This window comes from Pseudomonas sp. R3-56, assembly GCF_051132075.1.
In the GTDB taxonomy this organism is placed as follows: domain Bacteria; phylum Pseudomonadota; class Gammaproteobacteria; order Pseudomonadales; family Pseudomonadaceae; genus Aquipseudomonas.
In genome coordinates this window covers 3168580-3184313 of record NZ_CP071657.1, presented here as the reverse complement: position 1 = coordinate 3184313, position 15734 = coordinate 3168580, and the positions used below count along the sequence as shown (strand labels likewise).

Here is a 15734-nt window from a genome sequence, read left to right as displayed (position 1 = left end):
TTCTGGGGCCGCTGCGCAGCCCAGCGGGAGCAAGCTCCCTCGCCACGGGGCGGTGCCACAGGCTCGGTGTTACAGGAAAAGGCTGCTGACCAGCTCGGTACGATTGCTCACGCCGGTCTTGCGGAACAGGTTGATCAGGTGGGTCTTGACTGTCGGCAGGCCGATGTCGAGTGCTCGGGCCAGTTGTTTGTTACTGGCGCCCTCGCGCAGCAACAGCGCAATCTGCCGCTCCTTGGGCGTTAGCTGGCTGAGACCGTCGTCCGCGCTGGGCAACTGGGCCACCGCCAGGTGCAGCAACGTTTGCAGCGCGCTGAGCTGGCTCAATTGCTGGCCGGTGAACGCGCCTTGTTCGGCGGTGCGCAGCATTGAAATCGCCGCTTGCGGCTGGCCGGCGCGGTGGACGAACACTTCCACGACATCCACCACGCCATAGCGCTGCAGGAAACGCTGGTAGCAATGATTGTCGCGGACCGGTTGGCGGGCCATGGCCAGGCTCAGCGGGACGACGCTCGGACTGGAGAGACAGTTTCGCGGGCGCAGCGGATCGAACGCGCAGTAATGGTCGAGATAGTCCTGGTGCATCTCGCCACTCATGCCGTGCAAGCTGAAGTCGTAGGCCTGCAAATGCCGGTCTACGCGATAGAACGCCGCCCGGCTGGCGGGAATGAGTTGCGTGAAGGCGTTCAGGCAATGACTTGCGATGTCTTGTACAGCGATGACATTCATTTTCCAGACTCCGCCAGGAGGCTGCCGACGGGGGCCGGCAGCCGGAATCGGTCAGGCTACCGCGAAGTAGTGTTTCACGAAACTTTCGCTGACCACTTCCCACAGGACGGGCGTGCCCTTGGTCACGAACCAGCTGTCGCCGGCCTTGTAGCGGGTGCTCTGGCCGGTGGCTTCGTCGGTGAGGACCACTTCGCCGGTGACCACGGTGGCCTGTTCGGCGAACGGATAGACCATGCGGAACTTGCCTTGTGTGGTGCCGAAGTAGGCGCTGCTGACCGGGTCGGTGGGCGCACCGAAGGTCATCTTGCCGAAGGCTTTGACTTCGCCTTCGAGAATCTGCGAACCGAGGTCGGCAACGGTGCCCCAGGCGTCCAGGTCGGACAGTTGGATGTTTTTTTCGAGGGTGGTAAGCGGCATGGGATATCTCCTGATAAAAGTCGGGGTGTATGTTCAATCCGGGTCAAGCGTGCCCTCTGTGGGAGCGAGCCTGCTCGCGAAAGCGTTGAGTCAGGCAACATCAATGTCGACTGTCGTACTGTTTTCGCGAGCAGGCTCGCTCCCACAGTGGCTGTATCAGGGTGTTGTCAACGACGACCATTCCAGTAACCCGACAACTGATGCCAGGACTTGCCGGCGGTCAGCAATAGCGGACGGATCGCGTCCTTGCCGATGATGGTCGGACGGTTGATCGAGCTGACCAGGTCGTAGCGCGCCGAGCCTTCGCTCATGCCTTCGGCCAGCACCTTGCAGATGATGTGGCTCGGCGTGACGCCGAAACCCGAGTAGCCCTGGACGAAAAACGCATTGCTGCGGCCGGGCAGGGTGCCGACCTGGGGGAACAGGTTCGGGCTGCACGCCATGGGGCCGCCCCAGGCCAGGTCGATCTTCACATCCTTCAGGTAAGGGAAAATCTTCAGCATCAGGCGCCGGTTCCACGCCTTCAGATCCTGCGGGATATGCTCGACCAACGGCGTTGCCGCGCCGAACAGCAGGCGGTTCTCGTTGGTGACGCGGTAGTAGTCGATCACCGGCCGGATGTCGCTGTAGGCGCCGCGAATCGGGCTGATGCGCTGGATCAGCTCATCCGACAGCGGCTCGGTCATCATCTGGAACGCATAGGTGTTGATGGTCGAGCGATGCAGCTCCGGTTCGAGCTTGTTCAGGAAGCTGTCGCAGGCCCACAACAGCTTGCTGGCCCTGACCGAGCCACGGCCGGTGCGCACGGTGATGCGTTCGCCATAACTGACCTCCAGCGCCGGGCTGTTCTCGAAGATCCGCACGCCGTGGCTGACGAGTGCCTTGGCTTCGCCCAACAGCAGGTTCAGCGAGTGCACATGCCCACCGCCCATGTGCAGCAATGCGCTGCCGTACGCGTTGGACCCAATGATCTGCCGGACGTCGGAGCCGCCGAGAAAGCGGATCTCGTGCTTGCTGTTGATCGACTTGAAATCTTTTTCCCAGGCCCGCAGGGTCTTTTCCTGGCGGGCGTTGAAACCCATGTAGCCATAGCCATGGCAAAAGTCCGCATCGATATCGTATTTGGCAATGCGGTCCTTGATGATGTCGGCGCCCAGGTCGCTGATTTCGAAGACCTGGCGCAGACCCTCTTCACCGACGTCCTTCTTGATTTTTTCCAGGTCATGACCAATGCCGGCCATGATCTGGCCGCCGTTGCGTCCGGTGCCGCCGAAGCCCAGGTAACGCGCCTCCAGCACCACGATGTTGGTAATGCCTTTCTCCGCCAGCTCCAACGCGGTGTTGATGCCGGAGAAACCGCCACCGATGACCACAACGTCGGCTTCCACGTCCTGTTCCAGGGTCGCAAAACTGAGGTTGTATTTCTTGGTGGCCGTGTAATAGGTGGGCGTTTCGATATTGATCATGACGCAACCTGACAAAGTGAAGGAAAGCTCCGCTTGCAGGGCCTGAGCCAGGCGCTGCGAGGGATGGCTCTATTAAGGGGCCTGGCAGGGGCGGCTGTCTTGATCATCCGTGCCGGCTATTTGACCGAGCGCGCCATCGCGGTATCGCGCACCATGAAAAGTACAATCTTGGATCTGGAAGGTGCATTTTTCAGCGGCTCCGGTGAACCCATACTGGACCGGCCTTAATCATTGATCCCGCTGTTTGCGTAGCCGCCTGGCCGGCGGGCAAAGGCGGGATCGGCAGACGCCAGATAATAAAAGAGCCCGTCCATGAAAAAGCCAAACCCGCTGCTCGAAGACCTCAAGCCAATCCTGCCGGTCATCGCCGCCAACGCCTTCCAGGCCGAGAAGGACCGTACCGTTCCCGTCGAGAACATTGCTCTGCTCAAGAGCATAGGCATGCACCGGGCCTTCCAGCCGAAAAAATACGGTGGCATGGAGATTTCCTTGCCGCAGTTCGCCGATTGCATCGCCCTGCTGGCCGGCGCTTGCGCAAGCACCGCCTGGGCCATGAGCCTGTTGTGCACCCACAGTCATCAGTTGGCATTGTTTCCGGCCCAGACCCAGGAGGAGGTCTGGGGTGACGACCCCGACGCCACCGCCAGCAGCAGCATCGCGCCTTTCGGCCGCACCGAGGAAGTCGAGGGCGGCGTGACGTTCAGCGGCGAAATGGGCTGGAGCAGCGGTTGCGACCACGCCGAATGGGCCATTGTCGGTTTCCGCCGAAAGAATGCCGAAGGCACCCAGGATTATTGCTTTGCGGTGTTGCCTCGTCGCGATTATGAGATCCGCGATGACTGGTACGCGGTCGGCATGCGCGGCAGCGGCAGCAAGACCCTGATCATCAATAACGCCTTTGTGCCGGAACACCGGATCCAGAAAGCCAAGGACATGATGGAGGGCAAGTCCGGCGGCTTTGGCCTGTACCCCGACAGCAAGATTTTCTACGCGCCGTATCGTCCGTATTTCGCCAGCGGCTTCTCTACCGTCAGCCTGGGCGTCGCCGAGCGCATGCTGGAGGTCTTTCGCGAGAAGACCCGGACCCGCGTGCGGGCCTACACCGGTGCCGCGGTCGGCGCCGCCACGCCAGCGCTGATGCGCCTGGCCGAGTCCACCCACCAGGTGGCCGCGGCTCGGGCTTTCCTCGAAAAAACCTGGGAAGACCACGCCGAGCACAGCGAGCGGCATCAATACCCGAGCCGCGAGACCCTGGCGTTCTGGCGGACCAACCAGGGTTATGCGACCAGGATGTGCATCCAGGCGGTGGACCGCCTGATGGAAGCCGCGGGCGGCGGCGCGTGGTTCGAAACCAATGAACTGCAACGGCTGTTTCGCGATGCGCACCTGACCGGCGCCCATGCCTACACGGACTATGACGTCTGTGCGCAGATCCTGGGCCGGGAATTGATGGGCCTGGAGCCCGATCCCAGCATGGTTTGATCGTCTGCCCGGCAAACCCGGTTCCAATAACAACAATCGAGGCCGTCGACTGAGGCGGCCGGGAGTCTTGCATGTCCGATATCTGTGAAACTGCTTTCGACACCCGCGCGTTCCGCCGGGCCCTGGGCAACTTTGCCACCGGCGTGACCGTGGTCACCGCCGCGACCGAGGATGGGCGCAAAGTCGGCGTGACAGCCAACAGCTTTAATTCGGTATCCCTCGACCCGCCGCTGATTCTCTGGAGCATCGACAAGCGTTCCAGCAGCCACGGTGTATTCGAAGCCGCGAGCCATTTCGCCGTCAACGTGCTGGCCGCCGACCAGATCGACCTGTCGAACAACTTCGCCCGGCCCAAGGATGACCGCTTCGCCGAAATCCAGTTCGAGGCCGGCGAAGGGGGCGCGCCGGTGTTCGTCGATTGCTCGGCGCGTTTCCATTGCGAGAAGTTCCAGCAGGTCGATGGCGGTGATCATTGGATCATGATCGGCAAAGTCGTCGCGTTCGATGATTTCGGGCGCTCGCCGTTGCTCTACCATCAGGGCGCCTATTCGATGGTCCTGCCGCATACGCGCATGACCCAGCGCGGCGAAGGCCAGCCGCCGAGCAGTCATTTCCAGGGTCGCTTGAGCCATAACCTGTATTACCTGATGACCCAGGCTCTACGGGCCTACCAGGCCAGTTACCAGCCGCGCCAGTTGTCTACCGGACTGCGCACCAGCGAGGCGCGGATGTTGATGGTGCTGGAGAACGACGCCGGCCTGAACATGGCCGATCTGCAGCGCGAAGTGGCGATGCCGGTGCGTGAGATCGAAGAGGCGGTGGCCAATCTGCGACGCAAGGGGCTGGTTACCGATGAAGGCGATCGCGTGCGCCTTACCGTCAAGGGCATCGATGAAACCGAAGGCCTCTGGGCGATTGCCAAGGAGCAGCAGGACAAGGTGTTCGGCCAGTTCAGCGATGAGCAACTCGAGAGTTTCAAGACGATGCTCAAGGGCATCATCCAGGGCGCCTGAGCTGCGCCGGGCCAAAAGCCCGGCACAGTCGCGGCGGCGGTCAGTCTTTCAACGGGATCAGCACCGCTTCGTCCTTGCCCATCACCATGAACACCAACAGTTTCGCCGGTTGGGTGGCGCTGGCGTTCTTCGACACCAGGTGCTCGGAGCCGGCGGCTTCGTACCAGAACTCACCGGCCTTGTAGGTGATCGCCGGTTCGCCCTTGACCTGGGAGGTGATGGCGCCCTCAAGCACATAGGCCATGGCCGTGCCGTCATGCTTGTGGGCGATGGAAGACTGGCCCGGCGCATAGTCGACGGTCAGCATCATGGCTTTTTTGTCGGGCAGGTTTTTCAGCAGTTTCTCTTGCAACACCTGGATCTTTTCCGCAGGCGCGGTTTCATGAGCGTAGAGCGGGGCGACGGGAAGCAGGCCAAGGGCAGCGATCAAGTAGAGGGTTTTCATCGAGGCGGGTCCTTTGTGGTGGGAGTGGGTTCGCGCTGTGGCGATGGCTCCACCCTAAGCCCCGAGGCGTTGTGGAAAAACGTCCAATCTTTCGGAAGACAGGTAGACCAATGAGTGCCTCACGCGGAGGGCTCCCTCGCCACGAAAGCTTTCAGTGCCACAGGGAGAAGGGATTCACACCAGCGGAAAACTGTTGAAGTCGACGCTGCGAGCCAGGCGGCTTTCGATCAGGCTGATGAAACCCTGGACTTCGGGGCAATTGAAATGGGCCTGCATGGCCGCCTCCGATTGCCAGCGGGCGCTGACGTTCCAGCGGTCGTTGTGCTCCGGGCAACGATCGACCATGTAAGCATCGCAGCCCGGCAAGGCGCGCAGGGTTTCGACGATTTGCTGCAACTGCCGGCCGAGTTCTTCCGAGCGCCCGGCGGCGGCTTGCACCTGTACGGTGTTGATCACTTGGCGAGACATTGTCCTGGCTCCTGAATCAAGTCGAACGGGAGTGCTTCCGATACGTGATGACACCCAAGCAGGATAGGCCTGCCGGCACCCGGCTAAAACAGCCAATGGGCGGATAAATCCCCAGTCCAATCGATCAGGCGACCTGCTGGAGAATGTCGCGCAAACGGTCGAGGGCGACGTCGATTTCGAGCAGTTCGATGGCGCCAAAGCCTAGCATCAGGCCGGAGCGTACCGGTGCGGCATGAAAAAAACCGTCGAGGCTGTAGAGCCCGACCTCGGCTTTTTTCGCCAGCTCGATCACCAGCGGCAGGTCGATTGGCACCTTGCACAACACCGCCATATGAAAACCCGCGGTCGTCGGCACGGCCTCGAACCAAGGCGCCAGATCGTCGCCCATGCGGGCCAGGATTCGCTCGCGCCGGCCTGCGTACAGGGCGTGGCAACGGCGGATGTGCTTGAGCAGGCAACCCTCGGCGATGAATTTGGCCAGCGCCCATTGGGGCAGGGTGGAGGTGTGCTGGTCGGTGAGGCGCTTGGCGAGGATCACTGCTTCGAGGATCGCCGGTGGCAGGATTGCATAACCGAGCCGCAGCTCCGGCAACAAGGTCTTGGAGAACGTCCCGACGTAGGCGACGATCCCGCGCTCATCCATGCTTTGCAGCGAGTCGGTGGGCCGGCCTTCATAGCGAAATTCACTGTCGTAGTCGTCTTCTATGATGATCGCCCCCAGTTCATAGGCCCGCGACAGCAAGGCCTCGCGCCGGGGCTGACTCATGGGCATGCCCAGGGGGAACTGGTGGGAGGGTGTCACGTAGATCAGCCGTGTGCCATCGGGAATCAAGTCCACGCGCATGCCTTGCTCATCCACCGGCACCCCGGCCACCGTGGCGCCATGGGAACCAAACAGCAGGCGTGCCGGCGGATACCCGGGATCTTCCATGGCCACCAGGCTGCCGGGGCGGGTCAGCACCCGTGAAATCAGATCCAGCGCCTGCTGCGCGCCGTTGCACACCACCACGTCTTCGTCCTGGCAGTTGACCCCACGAGAGAACGCGATATGCCGGGCGATGGCATTGCGCAGCGCCGCCAACCCTTCGGGCTGGCTGTAGAAACCCTTGGCGTTGGCGATCTGACGCAGGGCATGGGCCGTACACCGGCGCCAGTCATCCAGGGGAAACTGGCCCTTGCCGGTAGCGCCGCCGATGAAGTCATAGCGCAACGCACTTTCGGCAAGCGGGTGACGCAGCAGGTCCGGCATGTTGCGCCAGGTCTCGACGACGTCCGCCCCGGCGAGCTCGCGGTGGCTTTGCTTGCGCACGATGTTGGCCGGTCGGGCGTTGACATAGGTGCCCTTGCCAATGACGCCGGTGAGGAAGTTTTCGTAGGTCAGCTGGGCGTAGGTGTCGGAGACCGTCTTGCGCGAGATGCAAAGTTGCTCGGCCAGCAGACGGCTGGGCGGCAGCTGCGTGCCGGCCGCCAGGCGACCACCTTCGATGGCGCTGCGAAGTTGTCGGTACAACTGGCCCGTCAGGTCCTTGCGGCCGTTGATGACGACATGAAGTTCCATACCCGCGGGCTCCTGGGTGATCGTTTGCGGCAAGGGGAGAACGCGAGATTACTCGCAATGCGCTGTGGCGGAGAAGTTGCGTGGGCGTTTTTCGGCGGATTGGACCTGTCACGCGCGGCCTCGACGGCCTACGGTGGATGCATCGATCACTACGGAGCCCGCCATGAGCCCGCGTCTGGATTACTACAGTGCGTCCCCCGCGGCGATGAGAGCCATGATTGGCCTGGAGGCGCTGACCAGCCGGCTGAGTATAGAACCGGCGTTATTGCAACTGATCAGGATCCGCGCCTCGCAGCTCAACGGCTGCGCGTTCTGTACCGACATGCACTCGGTGGATGCCCGTCGCCAGGGCGAGACCGAGCGGCGCCTCTACGCGGTGGCGGTGTGGCGCGACAGCGGGTTTTTCAACCTGCGCGAACGAGCCGCCCTGGCCTGGACCGAAGCCGTCACGCTGCTGGCCGAAAGCCAAGTGCCAGACGACGTCTACGCCCTGGCCCGCGCCAGTTTCAGCGAAGAAGAACTGGTTGACCTGACCCTCGCGATCAGCACCATCAATAGCTGGAACCGCCTCGCGGTGAGCTTTCGCCAGAGCCCCGGGGGTTAAGCGGCTATTCATGCGGCGGCCGTCAGACCGTCTTCGCGAGCAGGCTCGCTTGTATGGTAGGACTTGAAGGGAGGAGGAGGGACTAGGCTCGATTCTGACTGTTAGCCGCAGTACAGACCGTGGGAGATTTCGCCCCTCCTCCTTTCACCCAAGCGCCGATAAAGAATGCATCTGGCCTAGACCGACGATAGGAACAAGCCTGCGCCTCTGGGTGAACCCTTCAAGTGTTCAAACCTTAGCCCGGAGGATTTTCAATGGCAATGCCCGTCGCCACCGCCCAGCCGATCGTAGGTGTGGATGTCGCCAAAGATGAGTTGGTGATTTATCACGCCCAATCCGATCGACTCGAAACGATCCCCAACACCAAAGCTGATATCAAGAAGTGGCTCAAGGCATTACCTGCGCCAGTGGATGTCGCCATCGAAGCCACGAATATCTATCACCAGGACTTCGCCGATCTGGCTTATGCGCATGGCTGTGTGATTTATATGATCGGCGGTTACGAACTCAGTCATTACCGCAAAGGGGTGAAAGTGCGCGCTAAAACCGATGCGCTGGATGCTCGGTTGTTGGCTCGCTACTTGAACAACGAAGGCCACCAGTTGCACCCTTGGTCCCCGCCATCGCCCCTGTATTGCAGGCTTATAAGCCTTTTCCGGCGACGGGCAGCCTTGGTTCAGGCGCGTGTCAGCCTCAAGCAAAGCTGGTCGAACGAACCGTTGCTCAAAACGGCCTTTGAGAACCAGATAAAGGCCATGCAAAGACTCGAAATTTTGCTTGAGAAAACAATCCAGACGCAGTTGGATGCAGCCGGTTTGGGCAGTCAGCTCAAGCGCTGCATGAAAGTCGAAGGCATCGGTCTGTTAAGCGGTGCCCGTTTGCTCACGTCGTTTCAACGTGGAGATTTCAGAAATGCCGATGCCTTCATCGCTTTTCTGGGTCTGGACCTGCGCATATCGGACTCGGGAAAAAAGAAGGGACGCCGCTGCCTGTCTAAGCGAGGTGATCCGGAGGCACGCCGATTGATGCACAACGCCGCGATGTCGGCGAGTCGCACAGCGGCGTGGAAGGGATTTTACGAGGGTTTGAGGTCCCGAGGGCTCAGCACAACCGAGGCATTGGTAGCGCTGGCCCGCAAGCTTGCCCGAGTGGTATTCGCTCTGTTGAAGAACCAGAGCGAATACTTACCAAAAGGCATTTAGGGGCTAGTCCTGCACCATAGAATCTCCCACAGGGGGCGCAGTGTTGCGAATGTAGATGCAATGAACACCGGAGACCGAGGTGGGAGCGAGCCTGCTCGCGAAAGCGGTGGGTCAGTTTGCATCAGCATTGAATGTGCCGCCGCCTTCGCGAGCAGGCTCGCTCCCACAATGGGATTGGAATACAACCGAAGAACCAGGTCGGCTACCAGGCCGCCTCGCGGTGGACGTTGATCTCGGGCGCCCCGTTAACCACGCTGGCCGAACGCAGGCGTTGCGCAGTGGGCATCCCGGCATGGATGCCGGGATAGCCGCGCTGGGCCAGGGACGGCCCTTCGCGGCGGGCCCACGGAGCAATGCCGGAGTGAGGGCACACCGAGCCTAAGCGAGGTGCCGAGTGGTGGGGCAAAGGCGTTTTGCTTACTTTTACGCCTCATAAAAGTGAGCCGCTGTAAAAGCGGAACCATAAGCCGCCATTACCGCAGCAACGGATATGTACCCGACCAAAAAAATCCCGGCCGGTTATCAGGCTCGCTCCCACACAGGCATTGCAGATACTACAGCCAGCGAGGCGTGGTAAAGAATGAGGCCATTTCCGAGCGGGCCAGGGCTGCGCCGAAATACGGGCCTTGCACATGATCGCAAGCCACGCTGCGCAATTGGCTGAACTGCACGGCGTTCTCGATACCTTCGGCCGTCACCATCAACCCGACGCTGCGACTCAACCGAATCATCGCCAGCACGCCTTCCTGGTCATGTTCCAGGCCCAGTTGCGCCAGGATATTACGATCGAAGCGAATGCCGTCGAACGGCTGGTCGAGCACTTCCCGGAGGGACGCTATGTTGGTGCCGAACTTGTCGATATTGATCCGCACGCCCAGCGCCTTTAAAGCATGAAGGGTTCTGGCGAGCGTCTTATGGTCAGTCAGCAGGACGCCTTCGGCCACTTCCAGGGTCAACCGTTGGGCGGGCAGGCCGCTTGTTTCCAGAGCCTTGTGCACCTGATTGAACAGGAAACTGCTGCTGAACCAGCGAGGCGAGACGGCGATGGAGACATTGAGCGGGGTAGGCCAGCTCATTGCCTCGTCACAGGCGTTGATCAGCATCCAGCTGCCCAGGTCCTCCAATTGACCGGATGCTTCGGCGACCGGGATGAAGTCGATCCCGCCCAGCTCACCGCGCTCAGGATGGTGCCAGAAGGCCTGGGCTTCAAAACCATACAGCTGCTCGGCGCCCACATCGAAACGGGGCAGGTAGCGCAGTTCGAGCTGGCCCTGCTGCATCGCATCGCGCAACTGCTGCTCATAACGTCGACGGTCGCGGGCCACATTGCCCATGGCCTCTTCGTATACGCGCCAGGTATTGCGTCCCGCGGCCTTGGCCGCGTACAGGGCAATGTCGGCCTGGCGCAACAGCTCTTCGGCACGCTGCTCAGCGGGCTGCGACCAGGCAACCCCGATACTCACGCCCAGGTACAGCGTATTGCCGTCCAGGTGCATGGGCCGTTGCATGCATTCGATCAGGCGCGAGCACAATTGGTCGAGATCACTGGCGCCGCCCGGGCTCGGCAGGATGATGACGAATTCATCGCCACCCAGGCGCGCCACCAGGTCGCTGCCGCGCACGTTCTGTTGCAGGATATGGGCAACTTCCTTCAGCACCTTGTCGCCGACGGCATGGCCCAGCGAGTCGTTGACCGGTTTGAACCGGTCCATGTCCAGGTTCAGTATCGCCAGTGGCGTATCTCGCACCTGGTCGAGGTGCTGGCTGAGGCAATCGAACAGGCGGTTGCGGTTGGCTAGCCCGGTCAGCGGATCGTGCAGCGACAGGTGCTTGATCTGCGCCAGCGCCCGCAACTCTTCGGTAATGTCGGTGGCGGTGCCACGAAAACCCAGGGCGCCGGCTTCAATGGCCCGTACCGAGAGTTTGCAGGTGCGTATGCGCTGGTTGCGCGCGGTGTATTCGCAAAGGAGCGGCGCAGAGGAGGCGCTGTTGGCACCGGCGAGCAGCCAATGGGCGATCGAGATCGATCCGTTGTGCGGATGCAACAGCCGGTGCAACGGCTTGCCCAACCACTCGCTGGGGTTGAAGCCCGTGACCTGCTCGAAGCGTTCCGACAGATAGGTCAATGTTCCGTTCGAGTCGACCTCCCACAGCCAGTCGGACGAGACCTCGGCGATGTCCCGGAAGCGCTCCTCGCTGCGCTCCAGCGCCTTGCGGTGTGCGAGGAGGCTGGCGTATTGCTGCTCCTGGGCGCGGAGCATGATCAGCGCATGACGCAACACCGCCAGGGCCATGACGGCAAGAAACAGCAATGCGAGCGCGAGCAAGGGCAGCAGCACTTTGCGCAGGTCCTTGCCGGGAGTCGCGGGGCGCCAGGCCAAAGCTTCGCGGGTCAGGTCGTTGAGCAAGACTTGGGCGGTGTCCTTGGGACCTGGCGTGCGGGCAATATGCGCGTCGGGCAGGGCGAAGTCCCGGGACAGGCTTTGCAGCGCGCCACGATCCAGGACTTTGACAAATAACAGCAGGCTGGGCGGCCCCGGAATTTCGGCCACGCTGTTGTCCGTGCCGGTGGTAATCGCCGAGACGGCGACGAAGGCGGGCGCGTCCTCGTGATGCAACAGCTCGACGATCACTTCATCGCGGTTTTCCGCCGCCCTGGCCTTGCTGGCGAGTGCGCGCAGGTCACCTGTCAACCACGTGTCGGCCGCCACGTGGCTCATCTCGCCATCGATGACCGAATAAACCGTCTTGCCGGCTGGAGAAATGACGAACACGGCCTGGTAGCCATAGAGTGAAAACACGCTGCTGCCGACATTTTCCTGGTCGTAGGCCCAGTCTTTGTCGACCTTTACGTGCAGATGGCGATAAGCGTCGCTCCATTTGGAGTAGTCGCTCAGATCACGACCGATGCCCGTGCGCATGCCTTCGATGGCCCGCTGGGCAAAAAACACGCTTTGTTCTCGGGCCTGCTCGTCCTGGGTCTGGGTAACGTTGAGCAGCACCGCGATGGCCAAAGCGGACATGATGAACAGCAACAGCATGATGGCCGGGAAAGTGCGGCGGGTGAAACTTCGGGTTGGCCGCTCGCCGGAAATCACGGAGGAGCCATTGCCAGCATCTTCAATCATAAAAACAAGCCATCAGCTGAACGCGAGAATACCCCGCACTGGCTTTGTATCGGCTGACTGCCTGATTAACTTAATAAAAGTGAGAAAATGCTGACCAGTTGCACCATTTTTTCCGAGGACCGGTCCCTTTCACGTGCTGGCTTTCTTGCGCAGTGCCCATTCCAGGGCAAAGTCCCGTTGCTGGAAATAATTGACCGCGGCGGCGGCTACCAGCGTCAAGCACGCCGCCAAGCCCGCCAGCGCCATGTCCTTTTGCGAGTCCCACGGGTCCTGTTGCGCGCCGACGAAGGCCTTGGCGGTGTCGCCGCCCATATAGGCGCCGCCGATCCATTCGATCAGCTCATAGATGGCCGATGATGAGAGGATCAGGTTCCACGCCAGGAAATAACCCGCGAAACCCCGGGCCGGAATCACCCGCAGCAGCGCCTCGCGTACCGGATAGGCCAGCAGCAGGCCATAGCTGAAGTGCACCAGGCGATCGAACTGGTTGCGCTGGAAACCCAGGAGCTGGTCCAGCGGCTGGCCACCGGTCAGGACTTGCCACCATTGGTTGTAGGGGACTTTTGCGTAGGTGTAGTGAGCGCCGACCTCATGGATGCAGAGGAATACGAACACCAGCGTCGCCGACAGACGCGAGAAGCTGAACCGCCGATGGACCGCCACCAGGACGATCAGCAGCGCAAACACCAGCAGATTTTCCGCCAGCCAGTCGCTGCGCTTGACCGGCGCGATAGCCAGCCCCGTCCATAGGGCGATAAAACTTCCCAGCAGGATCAACTCGTAACGGCTTGCTCGGATCGGCATGCTTACTCTTTATCCTTGCGCTGGCCGGGCAGCAGTGCGCCGAGCACCTGTTTGGCGGTCTCGACCACGATGCCCCGTTCGTTCGGGTCGCCCTGGAGCAGGGTCGAGGCAAATTTTTTCGCCTGTTCCAGCTTGATGTGTGGCGGCAGCGGCGGCACGTCGGGGTCGGTGCGGAATTCGATCAGCACCGGGCGTTCGGCGGCAAGTGCCTGTTCCCAGGCGCTGGCCACGTCGCTTTCCTGATCGACGAGGATGCCCTTGAGGCCAATGGATTCGGCGAACAGGTGGTAGGGCACGTCGGGAATGTTCTGCGAGGCCTCGAATTTCGGATCGCCCTCCATGACCCGCTGTTCCCAGGTCACCTGGTTCAAATCCTGATTATTGAACACCGCGCAGATCCAGGTGCTGTCCGTCCAGCTGCGCCAATACTTGGCGACGGTAATCAGCTCGGCCATGTTGTTCATCTGCATGGCACCGTCGCCCACCAGGGCGATGACCGGCCGATCCGGATGGCAGAACTTGGCCGCAATGGCGTAGGGCACGGCGGCGCCCATGGAGGCGAGGCCACCGGACAGCGAACACAGCATGCCCCGGCGGATCTGCAGGTCCCGGGCATACCAGTTGGCGCAGGAGCCGGAATCACAGGTGATGATGGCGCGGTCCGGCAACCGTGGCGACAGTTCGAACGTGACCCGTTGCGGATTGATCGGCTTGGCCGCGACCAGCGCGCGTTTTTCCAGGGTCTTGTCCCAGTCCGCACGCCAGTGTTCGATTTTTTTGCGCCAGGCGCGGTCGGTCTTTTCTTCGATCAGCGGCAACAAGGCTCGCAGGGTGTCGGCGCTGTCACCCTGCAGGTTGACTTCCATGGGGTAGCGCAGGCTGAGCATGTCGGGCTGCAGGTCGATCTGCACGCCACGCGCATGGCCCTCTCGGGGCAGAAACTCGGCATAGGGGAAGCCGGACCCGATCATCAGCAGCGTGTCGCAACCGGCCATGAGGTTGTCACTGGGTTCGGTGCCCAACAGGCCGATGGCGCCGGTGACCCACGGCAACTCGTCGGGCACCGCGGCTTTGCCAAGCAAGGCCTTGGCGACGCCGGCACCGAGCTTGTCAGCGATGGCAATCACTTCATCCGTGGCATGCAGCGCCCCGGCGCCCACCAGGATGGCGACCTTCTTGCCAGCGTTGAGGACTTCGGCGGCCCGCTGCAGGTCTTCCTCGTAAGGCACGACCTTGGGTTTGCGATAACCGACGCCAGAATGCAACGTGCCGTGCTTATGGGGCGGCGCCGTGTATTCCATGTCCTGCAAGTCGTTGGGCAGGATCAGCGCGGTGACCCGGCGCTCGCCCACCGCCGTGCGCACGGCGCGGTCGAGGAGATGGCGCACCTGCGCCGGTGCGCTGGCCTGCTGGACGAACGCGCCGGCTACATCCTTGAACAGGCTGACCAGGTCGAGTTCCTGCTGATAATGGCCGCCAAGCGCATTTCGCGCTTGTTGGCCGCAGATGGCCAGGACCGGCATATGGTCCATTCGCGCGTCATACAGGCCGGTGATCAGGTGCGACGCCCCTGGCCCCGAAGTGGCGATACAGACCCCCAGCTCGCCGGTGAACTTGGCATGGGCGCAGGCCATGAATGCGGCCATTTCCTCGTGACGCGCCTGAATGAACCGGATCTTGCCCTTGGCCCGGTTCAAGGCGCCAAACACGCCGTTGATGCCATCGCCCGGGTAGCCGTAGATACGGCGAACCCCCCACTCGTAAAGGCGCTCAACCAGAAAATCGCCGACGGTCATGCTCATGTCTGTTCCTCGTCCTGATGGGCTGTCGTGTCGGGCTGCGACCCTGGGCAGCGGTACGCAGCGCCGTGGCTCATACAGGACTGGACCGACGCAAGCCGCTCAAGGTTTCGATTTTTTTACCGATTGCAGCGTCTTCAGCAAGGCATCCACACTCATTTTCCCGGCGCCCTGCAACAGCAACGGCAGCAGCGCCACCAGGTAAATCAATGGCAGCTTGAAGTTGCCAAAGCCTTTGTTGGTGATGGCGTATCCCTGGGCCAGTTCGCTCAGGCTCGACCAATCCGCCGGCCAGTGCACGGCCGCCGTCGCGACCACCGTGACGATCATCAGCACCAGCGCCGAAACACGTGTGCCCAGGCCCACCAGCAGGGCGATGGCGCAGATCAGCTCCGCCCACATCGACAGTTCCCAGTTCCAACTGGCCGGCACATGGTTGAAAGGGAACGGGAAGGCCGCCTGGATTTCGGCGAACCAGTTCTGGCCGTGCCATTTTTCCAGGCCCGACTCGAAGAACTCCCAGGCCAGGAACAGGCGCAGCCCCAGCGGTGCGAGCCATGAGCCGGCGTGGTCGAGGTTGAGGTGCAGGCCGTTCAAGGCTTTCGAAAAAGACGCGTACATG

General features: G+C 61.7%; 16 protein-coding genes. 5 read left to right on the top strand and 11 right to left on the bottom strand.

Features of this window, described 5'->3' with window-relative positions:
- Nucleotides 1–69: 69 nt before the first annotated feature.
- The 3 genes from J3P96_RS14330 to J3P96_RS14320 all read right to left on the bottom strand — a co-directional run bounded on the left by J3P96_RS14330 (nt 70) and on the right by J3P96_RS14320 (nt 2609).
- Nucleotides 70–726, bottom strand: coding sequence for a helix-turn-helix transcriptional regulator (locus J3P96_RS14330; protein WP_305494779.1), 657 nt, complete (start codon nt 724–726; stop codon nt 70–72).
- A 51-nt stretch (nt 727–777) separates the two neighbouring features.
- The gene (locus tag J3P96_RS14325; protein ID WP_305494777.1) at nt 778–1143 is read right to left on the bottom strand and encodes a cupin domain-containing protein; all 366 of its coding nucleotides are present in this window, start codon (nt 1141–1143) and stop codon (nt 778–780) included.
- Nucleotides 1144–1310: 167 nt separating this feature from the next.
- The gene (locus J3P96_RS14320; RefSeq protein ID WP_434623848.1) at nt 1311–2609 is read right to left on the bottom strand and encodes an NAD(P)/FAD-dependent oxidoreductase; all 1299 of its coding nucleotides are present in this window, start codon (nt 2607–2609) and stop codon (nt 1311–1313) included.
- A 33-nt stretch (nt 2610–2642) separates the two neighbouring features.
- Between J3P96_RS14320 and J3P96_RS14315 the strand changes: the two genes are divergently transcribed.
- From J3P96_RS14315 to J3P96_RS14305, 3 genes are all read left to right on the top strand, one after another.
- Nucleotides 2643–2837, top strand: coding sequence for a hypothetical protein (locus J3P96_RS14315; protein WP_434651750.1), 195 nt, complete (start codon nt 2643–2645; stop codon nt 2835–2837).
- Nucleotides 2838–2921: 84 nt separating this feature from the next.
- Entirely contained in the window at nt 2922–4091 is a 1170-nt protein-coding gene (locus J3P96_RS14310) for a p-hydroxyphenylacetate 3-hydroxylase oxygenase component (RefSeq protein ID WP_434651749.1), read from the top strand.
- Nucleotides 4092–4162: 71 nt separating this feature from the next.
- A complete protein-coding gene (locus J3P96_RS14305) occupies nt 4163–5104 on the top strand; it encodes a p-hydroxyphenylacetate 3-hydroxylase reductase component (RefSeq protein ID WP_434651747.1) in 942 nt (313 codons plus the stop codon).
- Between the two features lie 40 nt (nt 5105–5144).
- Here J3P96_RS14305 and J3P96_RS14300 read toward each other — a convergent pair whose 3' ends face one another.
- From J3P96_RS14300 to J3P96_RS14290, 3 genes are all read right to left on the bottom strand, one after another.
- Nucleotides 5145–5549: a cupin domain-containing protein gene (locus J3P96_RS14300; protein WP_434568563.1), complete on the bottom strand. Its 405-nt coding sequence runs from the start codon at nt 5547–5549 to the stop codon at nt 5145–5147.
- A gap of 174 nt (nt 5550–5723) precedes the next feature.
- Nucleotides 5724–6017: a putative quinol monooxygenase gene (locus J3P96_RS14295; RefSeq protein ID WP_305494768.1), complete on the bottom strand. Its 294-nt coding sequence runs from the start codon at nt 6015–6017 to the stop codon at nt 5724–5726.
- A 124-nt stretch (nt 6018–6141) separates the two neighbouring features.
- Nucleotides 6142–7575 (bottom strand): PLP-dependent aminotransferase family protein, encoded by a 1434-nt coding sequence (locus J3P96_RS14290; RefSeq protein ID WP_434651745.1) that lies wholly within the window; start codon nt 7573–7575, stop codon nt 6142–6144.
- A gap of 163 nt (nt 7576–7738) precedes the next feature.
- On the opposite strand from J3P96_RS14290, the gene J3P96_RS14285 reads away from it, so the two are divergent.
- Nucleotides 7739–8179, top strand: a complete 441-nt coding sequence (locus tag J3P96_RS14285; RefSeq protein WP_434651743.1) for a carboxymuconolactone decarboxylase family protein — start codon at nt 7739–7741, stop codon at nt 8177–8179.
- 254 nt (nt 8180–8433) lie between these two features.
- Complete coding sequence (locus J3P96_RS14280; protein ID WP_434623735.1) at nt 8434–9381, top strand: IS110 family transposase; 948 nt, start codon at nt 8434–8436, stop codon at nt 9379–9381.
- Nucleotides 9382–9583: 202 nt separating this feature from the next.
- Here J3P96_RS14280 and J3P96_RS14275 read toward each other — a convergent pair whose 3' ends face one another.
- The 5 genes from J3P96_RS14275 to J3P96_RS14255 all read right to left on the bottom strand — a co-directional run bounded on the left by J3P96_RS14275 (nt 9584) and on the right by J3P96_RS14255 (nt 15733).
- Nucleotides 9584–9754, bottom strand: coding sequence for a nucleoid-structuring protein H-NS (locus J3P96_RS14275; RefSeq protein WP_434658366.1), 171 nt, complete (start codon nt 9752–9754; stop codon nt 9584–9586).
- Nucleotides 9755–9935: 181 nt separating this feature from the next.
- Nucleotides 9936–12509: a bifunctional diguanylate cyclase/phosphodiesterase gene (locus tag J3P96_RS14270; protein WP_434651741.1), complete on the bottom strand. Its 2574-nt coding sequence runs from the start codon at nt 12507–12509 to the stop codon at nt 9936–9938.
- 129 nt (nt 12510–12638) lie between these two features.
- On the bottom strand, nt 12639–13313 hold the full coding sequence (locus J3P96_RS14265; RefSeq protein ID WP_434651739.1) for a DUF2238 domain-containing protein: 675 nt from the start codon (nt 13311–13313) through the stop codon (nt 12639–12641).
- A 2-nt stretch (nt 13314–13315) separates the two neighbouring features.
- A complete protein-coding gene (locus J3P96_RS14260) occupies nt 13316–15115 on the bottom strand; it encodes a thiamine pyrophosphate-requiring protein (RefSeq protein WP_434651737.1) in 1800 nt (599 codons plus the stop codon).
- A 99-nt stretch (nt 15116–15214) separates the two neighbouring features.
- Nucleotides 15215–15733 (bottom strand): HvfX family Cu-binding RiPP maturation protein, encoded by a 519-nt coding sequence (locus J3P96_RS14255; RefSeq protein ID WP_434623833.1) that lies wholly within the window; start codon nt 15731–15733, stop codon nt 15215–15217.
- Nucleotide 15734 lies beyond the last annotated feature (1 nt).